Below are 13,388 nucleotides of genomic sequence, written 5' to 3'. Positions count from 1 at the left end.
TAAAAACAAAAAATCGGCTCTAAAGCCGATTTTGTATAAATTACAATCTTTGCTTAATTACTAAGCGCTAGCCCACCACTTAGGTTATAAACAGTTTTGTACCCTAGCTGCATTAAATTGCTCGCAGCAATCTTTGAGCGGTTACCACTGCGGCATAATAAAATATATTTGTTATTTTTACTTAACTGCCCTTCAAATACCGCATTTGCCATTCTGCTAAGCGGTATATTTAATGTTTTTTCATCAAGTGTATTAAATAACTGAGCAACATTATTTGCTCCATGTTCATACGGCTCCCGAGTATCTATTAAATACACATCGCTGGTGTTTAACATTGCTTTAGCGTCATCAAAATTTAATTGCTGTGTATCAATCTCAGGCAATGCATTTACATAACCACACAATTGCGTGTTATTTACTTGCTTTGAAGCGTCGTACTGCTGCTTTTGTATTGTAAATTCATCAACTGAAATACTGCCGCTTACTAACGCATTAAGTAATGGCGTTTGGTTTTGTTGTACAGCCCAGTTCATGGCAAAACATTGTTGGTAGTCGTGCCCTGAGCAAATAATGCTAGTGCTATTAAGTTGCTCGCTTATTGCTAAAATAGAGCGTGCCATTGCTTTTGCATCCCCACCTATAAGCGATGTATTGCCAAGCCCTGCAGGCAAAATTAAATCACCACAAAAACAATAACGCGTTTCGCCATTACTATTTTTTAATAAATAACTTACGCTATCTTTGCTGTGCCCAGGTGTCGCTATTTTTTCAAGTACGTCATTTGCTAAGCTAATACTTTTTGCATTTAGTGGCCAACCTAAAGCATCAACCTCACCTTTTACAACTCTTGATGCAAGAACGCTGGTTAATAAATTAGTCGCTGACTCTCGCTCTTGATGCAGATGAGTATTAAGCACCGCTGATATAGTTAAGTTTTGTGTATTGGCTATTTTTTCAAAGCGCGGAATAAGCTCAACAATCGGGTCTATTATAACTGCACGCTTATCATCGCTTACATAAAGCCAACTACATGCTCCTTGGTGCCTAAACTGAGTAAGGCCAAGTGCGCACACTTCTTGTTGTGGTGTAGTGCTATCAGATACAATTAAACAGTTAGCCTGTAGTATTGCTTTAAGAGCGCGAATCCGCATACAAGCATCATCAATATCGTGTTGTGTTGATGCAGGTCCAAACGATAGCCTAATCGCGTTTTCGCTTTGCCACTTACTTGCACCCATTGCATCTAAAACAAAACTTGTTGATGCGCCTGTACTACAAGCCGAGCCACCACTTACGCGAATGCCCGCAGCATCAAATAAATCAATCACTTCTTTGCTCGTTAAATCGTTTACCGCAAAGTTAAGTGTGGTAGGCACGCTATAAGCAAAATCATGATTGAATGTAATATCGCCAAAGGTGTCTTTTATCGCGCTTTGTAACTGGCTTCGATAAGAGTTAAGTATGCTAATTGGTTTAAATGTATCGTCTGATTTATCAAGCAACATACTAAATAGTTTATTTAACCCTGCAATACCGGGTAGATTTTCGGTGCCTGAGCGCATTCCACTTTCTTGACCGCCACCCGCTATAAAAGGTGTGTACGCACTGCCACTGCGAATATATAAAAAGCCAATACCTTTAGGTGCGTAAAGCTTATGCCCCGAAAAAGGAGCGTAATCAATAGTTGTATTACTCAGTGCGAGCGCTTGTTTACCGAGTGCCTGCACGCAATCCACCATCCACGATACATTTTTGTTACGGCTACGAATTACCTGCTCTATAGCGGGTAAATCTTGATATACACCGGTTTCGTTATTAACGGCCATGGTGCAAATCATCAAAGCGTTATTAATATGCTCTGCGATAAAATCTAAATCTAAAATACCGTTACTATCAACCGGAATAGCAAGCACCTCAGCATTAACGTCAAGTACGCTATTCCAGTGCTTGAGTGTATTTGGCACCGCTTTATGCTCAGTAGCGCCATATAATAATACAGGGTTTTTAATAGACTGCTTTTTAGCATTAATTAATGTAGAAACCACCGCAGTTTGAATACCCTCCGTTGCACCAGAGGTAAATAGGATATCGCCATTAGTTGCGCCAATAACCGTGCGTGCCTTTTGACGTGTTTGTTCTAATAAATGCTTGGCTTGAATACCTGTGATGTGCGGGCTTGAAGGATTACCAAAACATATTTGCATGGTATGAGAAACAACATCAGCAATACAAGGCAACACAGGGGTCGTTGCATTTGCATCAAGGTAAACTTGTTTTACTGGCTCATCGTGCAATAAAAACTCAGACATTAAAAAACGCACCTTATTACTAAAAAATATATCTTATTACCAATAGTACATAAATTTACAGGTAATGAGTAATAATCAATTAGCACTAGAGGTGCGTTTACTATGCTTTTTTAAACTAAAAGTCTGTTTGCTTAACTATTCAATGAGCTCTTTGCTGATCTCTTCGTGCGTTGACGACCAAGCTGTTATTAGCGCTTTTACTAATGAGGCCAACGGGATGGCAAAAAATACGCCCCAAAAACCCCATAAACCTCCAAAAAATAATACCGCGACAATTATAAATACCGGATTTAAATCAACTGCTTCAGAAAACAACAGCGGTACAAGCACGTTGCCATCAAGCGCCTGAATAATTCCGTAAATAATTAAAATGGTCCAAAACTGTGTTTCTAATCCAAACTGAAACAGCGCAACTGCCGCTACCGGAATAGTGACGAGTGCCGCGCCAATAAATGGAATTAATACCGAAAAGCCAACAAGCACACCAAGTAAAGCTGCATAGCGCAAATCTAAAACAGTAAATGCAATGAAAGACACACCACCAACAATTAAAATTTCGAATACTTTACCGCGAATGTAATTCATAATTTGTTGGTTCATTTCGTTCCACACTTGTAAAATCAAGCGTCGTTGCTGCGGGATCAGTTTAGCTATACTGCCTGTCAGCTCCAGCTTATCTTTAAGCATAAAAAACACCAGTAACGGCACAAGTACCAAATATATAAGCCAAGCAACAACATCTTTTAAAGACGTAAGTGAAAACGATAACACCGCTTGACCAAACTCAATAATTTTAGCTTCTACGGTTGCAACAATAGCTTGTACTTGTTCTATATTAATTAAACTTGGGTATTGTTCAGGTAAAGCCATTAAATAAGACTTCCCCTGCTCTAGCATATGCGGTGTTTCTTGCACTAAGTTACTTGTTTGCTTCCAAAGCACTGGGCCAATAACTAAAATAAGGGTGAGCATAATGCTAATAAATATCAACATTACAATAATTGTTGCAGTAAAACGTTTTAAGCCAACACGCTCTAAATGAACAACCGGCCAATCTAGTAAATAAGCGATAACCAGTGCAACAAGCACAGGAACAATTAACGCGCCAAAAAAGTAAAGTAAGGCAACTGATACCAATAATAAAAATAATAAGGTGGACGAATGAGGATCCGAGAACTTCCTTTCGTACCATGTTTTTACGTATTCAAACATGTAATGGCTCCACTAATAACAACCCACGTTGTTTATCAAAATTGTAACTATAAGCATTTTTTTGCAAAAAACGTTCAATGTCGTTCGCACTTTCACCTCTATTAAGACTAAAAGTGATGCATTGTTTTGATGACTGTGCACTTCGAAGCGCAAGCTTAAACTGCACAAATTGCTGAGGACACTTAAACTCTTTTAAATCGCGCTCTACCATAACTACTTTATCCGTATAGTAAATGAATAATAAGTCGCATATTTACGGTCTACGTATTTATATACTCAAACCGTTGTAACTTTTTGTTAAAACAATTCCTGCAATAGTTTATCCTTATAACATAACTAGCAGTAAGGATAAGTTAATGCCTGGCACGCATAATAAAGCGCAACTACCAAGTAATCCAACACTCAAAGAGATTAATTGGTTTAAAAAGCAGATTAATTGGGGCGAACTACCTCCTTTTTATCATCTTGTTGCCTCATCAATAAGCGAATCAGAAGGAATTTTAGATCATGGGTTCGACAATGCAGTTAAACAACTTTTAGATAAACGCAATTGGAACTTAGATTTATTAGAAGGCTATGAAGATAACCTAGGTGAAATACATACCAAACATAAGCCACGTATTGCGCTGCACCAAGTATTTACCGACAGAGGCTTTGAGCTATGGGCACAGCCTTATGCTAAAGATGTTATTGTTGATCAATACATAAAAAATAATCGCTTTATGGAGTTTAGAGTGTGGGACCCACATTCAATGAAAAACTTGATCAGAATAAGTCAGTTACATAAGTTTATTGGCTTTTATTTTGAACGAGGCGACAAAGCAGATAAAGCCATTATTTTACATGCACACAAAGTAGTACATAAAATTATTACTTTTTTGCAGCGAGAATTGAACGTTGTAAAGCTTGATGGAGTCACAATAAAAGAACTGTACCAATTGTGCGAAAAAGACAGCCGTGCAAGCAGTGACGAAATAGACATAGCCAAAATTGCAATTGGCGAACAAATTAACAAGGAATAAAATGCAGCTAAAATCAGCATTTATCACTTTATGCAGTGCTGCGCTTACGTTTAGCTTATTAATAAGCGAACCTTTAAAAGCGCAAACCAACTTTACGCTTCCTGATTTAGGGACATCTGCATTACAAGCACTGCCACTCGAAAAAGAACAAGCCATTGGCGAAGTAATGATGATGCAAATACGAGGCTCATCACCAGTAATAAATGACCCAGTGCTTGATGAATACCTCACAACTATTGGCCGTAAACTCGTTGCTAATGCTAATGACGTGCGCTTTCCGTTTTCGTTTTTTTGGATAAACAACTCAGAAATAAATGCCTTCGCCTTTTATGGCGGACACGTTGGTGTGCATACAGGATTAATAGCGCAAGCCGATAACGAGAGCCAGTTTGCCTCAGTGCTTGGCCACGAAATAGCTCACGTAACACAGCGCCACTTAGCGCGAAGAATACAGCAACAACAAGATAACAGCGCGCTGACTATTGCCGGTATGATTGCAGGTATATTAGCAACCGTTGTTGCACCAGATGCGGGTATTGCCATTATATCTGCCAGCCAAACACAATCTGCTTTTAGTCAGTTAACGCATAGTCGCTCAGCCGAGCAAGAAGCTGACCGCATAGGCATGCAAACGCTTAACAATGCAGGCTTTGATGCTCGTGCATCGAGCGAATTTTTAACTAAACTTGCCGCGCAAATTCGTTATAAATATAAACCACCTGCGTTTTTACTTACTCACCCATTACCAGAGAGCCGAGTATCTGATGTACGTTTGCGTGCAGAGCAATTTCCTGTGCGTCATATGAGTGCCAGTCTTGAGTTTAATTTAGCTAAAAGCCGCGTACTTGCCCGCTACGACAACAAACCAGAAAACGCCGAAGACCTATTTAGAAAACGACTACGCGAAAATAGCTACGATAACACCGCTTTAAAGTACGGTTTAGCTATTAGCTTACTTGATCAAAAAAAGCTTGATGAAGCAGCCCCAATACTAGACGAGCTTTTAAAAAACGATCCTAAAAACCTATTTTATATAGATACCCATACCGATTTACTCATCGCGCAAAAAAAGGCAGATGAAGCCGTAAAATTTTTAGCTGATTTAAATCAGTATCGCCCTAATAATCAGGTAATTACGCTTAACTATGCCAACGCAGCACTTGAAGCTGAGCAATATGAACTAGCCGAAAATATTTTGAAGAGTTTTTTACTCGAAAAGCCAGATCATAACCTAGGCAAGCAACTTCTTGCTGATGCGTATAAAAAACAAGATAAATTAGCCTCATATCACGAAGCGAACGCCGATGTATTGGCTCAATACGGCGCTTATTTAAAAGCCGCAGACGAAGTACAAAAAGCACTTAACTTCGTAGAGCCAACCGAACTTGTAAAGCAACAACGTTTAAAAGCACTACTTACCCAGTATCGACTTTTACAAAAAGAGCTTGCAAGACTTTAAGTCTGCAAGCGCTTACCCTAAAATAGACGCAATTCACACTTTGGAATCATTTTATGTCTGTTACTATTTACCACAACCCACGTTGTTCTAAATCACGCGAAACGCTAGCGCTACTGCAAAGTAAAGCGATAGAGCCAAGTGTTGTAGAGTATTTAAAAACCCCTCTTACTCACGAGCAAATCTCAACGCTTGTAATCCAACTTGGTTTTTCATCCGTACGTGAAATGATGCGCACCAAAGAAGATGACTACAAAGCGCTTAATTTGAAAGATGAAACAAATGAGGACGCACTTATTAACGCTATGGTTAAATACCCAAAGTTGATTGAACGCCCTATCGTAGTTAATAACAATAAAGCAGCGATTGGTCGTCCACCAGAAAACGTACTAAGCGTTTTATAATGAGTACAACCATAGTGGTGCTTTATCACTCAAGCCATGGCTCAGTTGAAGCGATGGCTCACGAGATAGCAGAGTCGATAGAGCAACAAGGTGCTAGTGCACTACTTCGCACCTTTGTGGCTAAAAATGCGCACGATATTGTGATCACCAAAGATGATTTAATAAATTGCGATGGTTTAGCATTTGGTACACCAACCCGATTTGGCATGATGGCCTCTCAAGCAAAAAGCTTTTGGGAAACCACCAGCGACTTGTGGCTAAAAGGCCAATTAATCGATAAGCCAGCGTGTGTATTTTCGTCATCAAGTAGTATGCATGGTGGAAATGAAGCAACCTTACTTAACTTATCTTTGCCACTATTACACCACGGCATGGTGCTTATGGGCGTGCCGTACGATGTACCCGAACTACTTGCAACACAAACCGGTGGAACACCATACGGTGCAACACACGTCGCTGGCAGCGCTAACAGTGCACAGCTAAGCAAAGACGAAATTAAAATATGCCAAAGCGTTGGTAAACGCCTTACTCACATTGCGAGAAAACTTAAATGACTACAGCTGACAGTCCAGCTAAAAAGCCGATTACGGTAAAATTTCAACGTGCAGCACTATTTGGCTATGTTGGTTTACTTATTCTGATTCCTTTGTGGATGTATTTTGTACCCCCTCTAGACGGTAATACTAGTTGGGTGTCATTGTTTTTTCCTATCATTCCTTTACTGCTGCCGCTAAGAGGCATAATTCAAGACAACACATACACCTATGCGTGGGCTAACTTTATTGTAATGCTTTATTTTATCCACGGGCTTACTATGCTGTGGGCCGCTCCTGATGAATTAATTTGGGTGTTGTTAGAGCTGGTATTTGCATCATCTATGTTTATTGGCTGTACTTACTACGCAAGACATCGCGGACAAGAACAAGGTTTAAAAATCCGTAAGCTTAAAGAAGAATTAGCTGAAGAAAAAGCAGCAAATGAGCACGGTAAATAAGGCTTAACCATAAACGCTATATACAAAAAAACGCGCTTAAATTACTTTAAGCGCGTTTTTTATTAACTGTTTAAAACTAGCTAAACTAAATCGCTCAAGGCAGCTAGCACCACAATACTCGCCAACCCTATTTGAGCAATTAAGCTAATAAACGAAAAGCCTCTAAGCACAAATAAACCCCAAGGGTGTTTAATATGTGGATATAGCGCACAGCGCTTTAATGTGGTCGCAAAGAAAAAACAAATCACTGCAGTCATAGTTAAACCCAGCGTCAGCTCACTTTTAATTGAGAGGGTTTCATCAAAAAAGAAGAACAACTGTAAAGGCAGCAATATAGTCACAATAGCATGTAGCACATGCACTTTTTTAATGCGATCGAACTGCCCTTCTGGCGAAAGTTCTTTAATACCAAAGTCACGCTCTAAACATTTAACTAAGTTATTAGCTTTAATACTCACCGCTAAACGGTAACAGCTTAAACCTTCTTTATTACGTGCTCTAAAATCGTATCCGGCTTTAATAAGCAGCACCATTAACGACTCATTTTTAGCAAACACAGCATAATGAAGCGCAGTATTACCTAAGTTATCTGTCGCTTTTTTGTCTTGCTTTACAAGTAGCGTTTCAACCACATTTACAAAGCCTTTTTCGGCCGCCCACATAAAAGCTGTTTTATTGTTTTCATCAGCAAGCACACCTGTAGCGCCTTGTTCAATAAAACGCATAGCCATTGTTTGCTTAGCTGTTTTTTTACGTAAATGAGTAAGCAAAGCTTTTTCTAGCAGTACAACAGAGTCAACATCAGGAGAAACCTGCGTAAGCAGCGTAAAATAGTCTTTACCCGCAGCTACTTTTTCGCTGGCAAGTTCAGAAAGAGTATCTAAATCAGCAATAGACTCTGGAATAAACGCACTTAGGCGCTCTCTAAAATCAACTTCTTTCCATAGAGCTAATGTGTCTTTTGCCGAGAGTTTACTTTTATTATTTAGCGCATGCTCAATTAACGTGAAGTAGCGTTTACTAAAAAATAAATCAACTAAAGACAGTGGCGTATCTATGGTATTTTGTGCAGCCACGCTTGCGTATTTTTCAAGGCGCTGGCACAGCATAAGCACTAAGCTTTCAGGGGTGTATTCATTATCGTAGTAATGGCTTTTAACCGCACTAATATACGCTTGTGCGTCTTCGTCATATTCAGAGATATGTTGAAAGTAACATTCTTCAAATGGCTCCAGCGGGGTTAGCCATGCCAAATAATAAATAGGTGGCAGCACGGTGGTGCATACACCATCGTCTTCATTTGTAGAACGACAAGCAGGCCAAGCTTCCAAAGCATCTAAAATAAAGGCACCGTTTTGTTCTACCAGTCCTTTAATAAGTAATGGGTATTCCTTTGGCCAAATCAGTACATTTTCCATTAAAACAACACAACTCCAGTGTGGCTTGGGGGTGGTAAGTTATATCAGTTTTAAGCTGACACCACGCTTAATCAAAGTGCCGATATTCTAGCACACCTTTGTTTTGCTGCTAGCGCAAAATTACGCAATAACAACAATCCTTTAGGATTATAACAATTCGCTTAATTAAGTGATTTATTTTGAGGTAGAAAACCGTGTGATAGCAAGGAAAAATTTCGTTATTTAGTTGTTCTAAATGATTAAGTATTACTGTGGATTGGTATTGTCCTTAGCAAAAATATAAAAACGGCCAAGTACATAAGTAATTGGCCGTTTTTGAGGTTGGAGTTGGGCTTAATCAGAGCCAGACAAATAGTCTATTTACTTTTTAACTCGCTAATAACTTGCTCTAAACCCACATCAGAAATGCGTTGAATAATCTCTTTTTGTTTAGCACTTAATAGTGAAATGCCTTCAGCAACAATATCGTATACTTTCCACTCATTGTTTTTACCTAAACGAAGCTTAAAGCTTAAGTCGATAGTAGGCGCATTTGGCTCAATAATTTGCGTATTAACTGTTGCGTACTCAGAGTCACTTTTTGCGTTATTACGCTCAAATACTACTTTTTGACCCGTGTACTTCATTAGTGCACCGGCGTATGTGCCTGTTAAGTAATGCTCTACTGCATCTATAAATTGAACAGCTTGCTCGCGCTCAATACCTTTAATGTGTTTACCTAATAATTTAAACGACACAAACTTAACGTCAATATGTGGCATTAAACGTTTTTCAACAATGGCAGCCATCGCGTCTTTGCTGGCTGTACCTTTTGAGTTTACTTGGCCAATATCTGCAAAAAGCTTGTCGGCTACCGATTCAAGTAACTGATCTGGTGATTGCTGAGCTTGTGCAAATAACGAACTGCTAAAAAAAGCAGTGGCTAAAACGAATAGTTTAAAGAGTTTCATAATTGTATATGTCTGTGTGATTAAGATGACTGTAATTTACGCGAACTATACGCAATAAAAAAGGCACAAATAAGCAACTTATTAATGCTCAATTAGCACCAATCCAATAAATAAAATAAATTCAAGCAGTTAGAAAACTCTATTAACAGCTCATATACAACCGGCATTTTGTCCTCATTGTAATTGTTAACAGGCCGCCCTTATCATTTAGTTATCAACTTAAATCAAACAAACATTTGGCACCTATGAAAACGTCACTTAAAACACTTATTATCTCTTTTGTATTAGTAGTTTCACTTTTTGGCAAGCTTGCTTTTGCTCAATCGGACCACGGTTATGCCGTTGACTTTCTCAAAGGCGAAGGTAACGTAAACGGCGTTAAGCTTGCGTATCAGTATCATGCGCCTGGTATGCAAAACCTTATTGGTGATGCACGCTTTTACTTTGAAACCAGCGTAAATATGTGGGAATACCGCCACGGCGATGAAACACAATCAAACCTAGTACTTGCTATGTCACCTGTACTGCAATTTCCTGCTTTTAGTTTTAACAACACCCCATTTTATGTAGAAGCAGGCATTGGTGTATCACTGATTGATGAAACGCAGTTTGCCGGTAAAAACATAAGTACTCACTACCAGTTTGAAGACCGCATAGGCCTTGTAGCCGATTTTGGCCACACCAATGTTGCCCTTCGCGTTATTCACTATTCAAACGCAGGCTTTAAAGAGCCAAACCCTGGGCTTAACTTTTTAACGCTTTCGGTAGCGAGACGTTTTTAACGTTATTGATTGTATTTTTGAGTAAATTAATTGCTGTTATAGCGCAAAGCGGTCACACTTAAACGTACTAAAGTTTAGGTGATACTGCGATGCAAACTTGGCATATTGTAATTATTGTCGCTGTTGTTTTTGCCATTATCATTGGTAATATTGCGCTGATTAGACTCTCTGCAAAACAGGAGTTTATAAAGCCCAACGCCAATATAAAAAATACAACAGACACAAAAAAGCCCTGATCAATCAGGGCTTTTTCAATAATACCAATTCGCTAAATATATTTTTGCTAATTTAGCCTACTAGCCAATGCGCCATTAGCGCAATAACCGGTAAAGTAATTAGTGTTCGCAAAATAAATATAATAAATAGCTCTAAAATATTTACCGGTATTTTACTGCCAAGTAAAAGTGCACCCACCTCAGACATATAAATAAGCTGAGTTACACTCATTGCGGCAATAATAAAGCGCGTTACATCACTTTCAATAGTCCCTGCTGCTAATATTGACGGAATAAACATATCAGCAAAACCAACCATAATAGTTTGCGACGCAGCGGCTGCTTCGGGTACTTGCAATAGCTCTAAAAATGGCACAAACGGCATACCTAAATACTGAAATATAGGCGTATGCTCAGCAATGATCAGTGCAAATGTGCCTACCGCCATTACTACAGGTAACACACCAAACACCATATCAAGCGCATTATGTACGCCCTCTTTTATAGTGCCTTTAACACCCGTTGAGTTATCTGCTTTAGCTAGTGCAACATCTAACGAATGCCCAAATAAAGTTTTATGACCCGGAATTGTTTCAGTGTCTCTATCTGGCTCAGTGCCATCAATGAGTAAATCTTTTTTAAAGCGCAGTGGCGGTAATCGCGGCACAATAATAGCGGCAACAATACCGGCTAAACATACCGTTGCGTAAAACGGAGCAAATAGGTATTCAAGTTTAACTTGCCCAAGCACCACTAAACTAAATGTAATTGAAACCGCTGAAAACGTAGTACCAATAATAGCCGCTTCACGTTGTGTATAATGCTTTTGATCGTACTGCCTTGCAGTCATCAAAATACCCACACTGCCATCACCTAACCACGACGCAGTACAGTCAACCGCGCTTCTACCTGGTACACCAAATACAGGGCGCATTACTTTGGTCATTAACGTACCAGCAAGCTCTAATAGACCAAAGTTAATTAATAGCGGCAGTAATAAGCCCGCTAAAATAAATACCGAAAACAACACAGGCAATAAGTCATTTAATACCAGCGCGCCAGTATTAGCCGAGGTAATCATCTCGCTGCCTAGGCTTAAGTACGTCATTAAACCAAACGCCATACCAAATAAGCGTACCACCAGCCATGTCCAGCTCACATCAAATAAATGCTTTAACAAAGGTGAGTTACATATAGCGGCGGGTTTAAACACTTTAGTAATTACAGAGATAACCCCTGTAATACAAATAATGAGGGTAATAATTGCTTGAGCAGAGCCAAGCATCATTGCTTGAACCGCTTTTGCCATAACGGCAATAGGAATGGTCATCCCTTGCGAAGTACTAATGGGTGTCATAAATAAAAACACACCAATTAACGAAGGAACCAAAAAAGTAAACCAAGTGCGCCACGTATAGTGTGAACGTTCAGGTAGCTGAGACATATTGTTTAACCTATAAAAACCACAAAAAGAGCATAGCGCTCTTTTTGTGGTAAAACTTATTATTATTTAAATTTTAATGCCGCGCTGAATGAGTGCTGCTTCTAATGCTTGTTGTAAACCATTCATAGTACCTGGCTCAAGCGTTTCGCCTTTATCATCCATCCACGTTAAGCTAGTACCGCCTTCTTTAGTTTTGCTTACTAAAATTTGGTATTGGCCTTCATCAATAGGTAGTTGAGCTACGTCATCACCCCAAATTGAATCCCAAACGCTTGTTTCTGGTTTAGTATAATCTGCAGTAATTAAGCCCGTATCTGGGTTAATTTCAACAATAGAGAACGACAAGCGCTCTAAAAACCCAGAGAAACGGTCAAACACAGCGTCGTAAGATTGCTCAGTTACAAGTGCTGCATTACCTTTATTATCAAAGCCCATTTCAAGAGAAATAATACCTTGGCGTTTACGCATATCAACTTCAAGTTGACGGTAACGGTAATCAAACTCGCTCACTACTTGGTTAAGCGCACGTACTTCTAGCTGCTGCTTGAGTAAGTCTGTTAGCGTTTTATCACCTTTAAAATCAATCAGCTCTACACGTAAAGACGCAGTGCGTTGATGTGATTTTTCTTCAATAGTGAATCTAAACTTTTCTAAATCATCGTTAACTTCATCGCCCCACCACCAAAAACCTTCTTCGGTTTTAATGATTGAGTACCAATCAGTTTCAATAATACCAAGTAGCTTATCTTCTTTAGTAGTTCCTGCATTATTATCAGCTAGGACAGATTTAATCGTATCCCAAAGAAACTCATCTAAATCAGCAATGCCATCATTTTTATCAAAATAAATACGCGCTTGTTTATCTGTCTCTTCTACCCAACTGCCTTTAGCAATTGTTAATACTTGTGCCGGTGGGCGGTAATTTGTAGCTTCAGGATTATTGTCGTATTGACCTACATCCATTTTATAAACTGGGTCTTGAGCTGGTTGAGATAACGACGCTGGTGCTTTTACAGGCTCATGCGTACGATAATTACGCTCGTCATGTGCCTTATTAATAAATACACTACACCCTGATAAACTTACCAATACACTTACTGCAAGTGCTTTTGGGATCCAATACTGCACAGATATTTCTCCTTAGCATACCCTTTAATTGTTTTAACAAATATATGAGTGGGT

14 protein-coding genes are annotated in these 13,388 nt (G+C 39.2%); 7 read left to right on the top strand and 7 right to left on the bottom strand.

The window, feature by feature from the left end; all coding sequences use genetic code 11:
- Nucleotides 1-53 precede the first annotated feature (53 nt).
- From H5122_RS01235 to H5122_RS20125, 3 genes are all read right to left on the bottom strand, one after another.
- Nucleotides 54-2,309: an aminotransferase class V-fold PLP-dependent enzyme gene (locus tag H5122_RS01235; RefSeq protein WP_182682123.1), complete on the bottom strand. Its 2,256-nt coding sequence runs from the start codon at nt 2,307-2,309 to the stop codon at nt 54-56.
- 135 nt (nt 2,310-2,444) lie between these two features.
- A complete protein-coding gene (locus tag H5122_RS01230; RefSeq protein ID WP_182682122.1) occupies nt 2,445-3,521 on the bottom strand; it encodes an AI-2E family transporter in 1,077 nt (358 codons plus the stop codon).
- On the bottom strand, nt 3,514-3,732 hold the full coding sequence (locus tag H5122_RS20125) for a hypothetical protein (RefSeq protein ID WP_039487329.1): 219 nt from the start codon (nt 3,730-3,732) through the stop codon (nt 3,514-3,516). The genes H5122_RS01230 and H5122_RS20125 overlap by 8 nt, the downstream gene beginning before the upstream one ends.
- Before the next feature lie 145 nt (nt 3,733-3,877).
- Between H5122_RS20125 and H5122_RS01225 the strand changes: the two genes are divergently transcribed.
- Genes H5122_RS01225 through H5122_RS01205 form a run of 5 tightly spaced genes read left to right on the top strand, consistent with a single transcriptional unit; the run spans nt 3,878 to nt 7,397 of the window.
- On the top strand, nt 3,878-4,543 hold the full coding sequence (locus H5122_RS01225) for a hypothetical protein (protein ID WP_024597628.1): 666 nt from the start codon (nt 3,878-3,880) through the stop codon (nt 4,541-4,543).
- Nucleotide 4,544: 1 nt separating this feature from the next.
- Nucleotides 4,545-6,002 carry a M48 family metalloprotease gene (locus H5122_RS01220; RefSeq protein WP_039487326.1) on the top strand — a complete coding sequence of 486 codons (1,458 nt, stop codon included), beginning with the start codon at nt 4,545-4,547 and terminating at the stop codon, nt 6,000-6,002.
- Between the two features lie 53 nt (nt 6,003-6,055).
- Nucleotides 6,056-6,403: an arsenate reductase (glutaredoxin) gene (arsC, locus tag H5122_RS01215; RefSeq protein ID WP_024595681.1), complete on the top strand. Its 348-nt coding sequence runs from the start codon at nt 6,056-6,058 to the stop codon at nt 6,401-6,403.
- Nucleotides 6,403-6,957: an NAD(P)H:quinone oxidoreductase gene (gene wrbA / locus H5122_RS01210; protein WP_182682121.1), complete on the top strand. Its 555-nt coding sequence runs from the start codon at nt 6,403-6,405 to the stop codon at nt 6,955-6,957. Before arsC ends, wrbA begins: the two co-directional genes overlap by 1 nt.
- Nucleotides 6,954-7,397, top strand: coding sequence for a DUF2069 domain-containing protein (locus H5122_RS01205; protein ID WP_024595679.1), 444 nt, complete (start codon nt 6,954-6,956; stop codon nt 7,395-7,397). The genes wrbA and H5122_RS01205 overlap by 4 nt, the downstream gene beginning before the upstream one ends.
- A gap of 80 nt (nt 7,398-7,477) precedes the next feature.
- Here the strand turns inward: H5122_RS01205 and H5122_RS01200 are convergent, their stop codons facing one another.
- Nucleotides 7,478-8,815 (bottom strand): ankyrin repeat domain-containing protein, encoded by a 1,338-nt coding sequence (locus tag H5122_RS01200; RefSeq protein WP_182682120.1) that lies wholly within the window; start codon nt 8,813-8,815, stop codon nt 7,478-7,480.
- A gap of 356 nt (nt 8,816-9,171) precedes the next feature.
- On the bottom strand, nt 9,172-9,765 hold the full coding sequence (locus H5122_RS01195; protein WP_024595677.1) for a phospholipid-binding protein MlaC: 594 nt from the start codon (nt 9,763-9,765) through the stop codon (nt 9,172-9,174).
- Nucleotides 9,766-10,010: 245 nt separating this feature from the next.
- Between H5122_RS01195 and H5122_RS01190 the strand changes: the two genes are divergently transcribed.
- The gene (locus H5122_RS01190; protein ID WP_182672816.1) at nt 10,011-10,547 is read left to right on the top strand and encodes an acyloxyacyl hydrolase; all 537 of its coding nucleotides are present in this window, start codon (nt 10,011-10,013) and stop codon (nt 10,545-10,547) included.
- Between the two features lie 89 nt (nt 10,548-10,636).
- Nucleotides 10,637-10,783: a DUF2897 family protein gene (locus H5122_RS01185; protein WP_076914920.1), complete on the top strand. Its 147-nt coding sequence runs from the start codon at nt 10,637-10,639 to the stop codon at nt 10,781-10,783.
- Nucleotides 10,784-10,835: 52 nt separating this feature from the next.
- On the opposite strand, the gene H5122_RS01180 is transcribed toward H5122_RS01185, so the two are convergent.
- Nucleotides 10,836-12,206, bottom strand: a complete 1,371-nt coding sequence (locus H5122_RS01180) for a YjiH family protein (RefSeq protein ID WP_182682119.1) — start codon at nt 12,204-12,206, stop codon at nt 10,836-10,838.
- Nucleotides 12,207-12,272: 66 nt separating this feature from the next.
- On the bottom strand, nt 12,273-13,334 hold the full coding sequence (bamC, locus tag H5122_RS01175; RefSeq protein WP_039487313.1) for an outer membrane protein assembly factor BamC: 1,062 nt from the start codon (nt 13,332-13,334) through the stop codon (nt 12,273-12,275).
- Nucleotides 13,335-13,388: the final 54 nt, after the last annotated feature.

The sequence above is a fragment of the Pseudoalteromonas sp. SG43-8 genome (assembly GCF_014164245.1).
Taxonomy (GTDB): domain Bacteria; phylum Pseudomonadota; class Gammaproteobacteria; order Enterobacterales; family Alteromonadaceae; genus Pseudoalteromonas; species Pseudoalteromonas distincta.
This window is presented reverse-complemented; position numbering and strand designations above follow the sequence as displayed.

Coding starts and splice junctions, on each gene's coding strand:
- H5122_RS01200 (WP_182682120.1), bottom strand. CDS start 8,815: ATGGAAAATGTACTGATTTGGCCAAAGGAATACCCATTACTTATTAAA.
- H5122_RS01190 (WP_182672816.1), top strand. CDS start 10,011: ATGAAAACGTCACTTAAAACACTTATTATCTCTTTTGTATTAGTAGTT.
- H5122_RS01205 (WP_024595679.1), top strand. CDS start 6,954: ATGACTACAGCTGACAGTCCAGCTAAAAAGCCGATTACGGTAAAATTT.
- H5122_RS01195 (WP_024595677.1), bottom strand. CDS start 9,765: ATGAAACTCTTTAAACTATTCGTTTTAGCCACTGCTTTTTTTAGCAGT.
- H5122_RS01180 (WP_182682119.1), bottom strand. CDS start 12,206: ATGTCTCAGCTACCTGAACGTTCACACTATACGTGGCGCACTTGGTTT.
- wrbA (WP_182682121.1), top strand. CDS start 6,403: ATGAGTACAACCATAGTGGTGCTTTATCACTCAAGCCATGGCTCAGTT.
- H5122_RS01235 (WP_182682123.1), bottom strand. CDS start 2,309: ATGTCTGAGTTTTTATTGCACGATGAGCCAGTAAAACAAGTTTACCTT.
- arsC (WP_024595681.1), top strand. CDS start 6,056: ATGTCTGTTACTATTTACCACAACCCACGTTGTTCTAAATCACGCGAA.
- H5122_RS01185 (WP_076914920.1), top strand. CDS start 10,637: ATGCAAACTTGGCATATTGTAATTATTGTCGCTGTTGTTTTTGCCATT.
- H5122_RS20125 (WP_039487329.1), bottom strand. CDS start 3,732: ATGGTAGAGCGCGATTTAAAAGAGTTTAAGTGTCCTCAGCAATTTGTG.
- H5122_RS01220 (WP_039487326.1), top strand. CDS start 4,545: ATGCAGCTAAAATCAGCATTTATCACTTTATGCAGTGCTGCGCTTACG.
- H5122_RS01225 (WP_024597628.1), top strand. CDS start 3,878: ATGCCTGGCACGCATAATAAAGCGCAACTACCAAGTAATCCAACACTC.
- H5122_RS01230 (WP_182682122.1), bottom strand. CDS start 3,521: ATGTTTGAATACGTAAAAACATGGTACGAAAGGAAGTTCTCGGATCCT.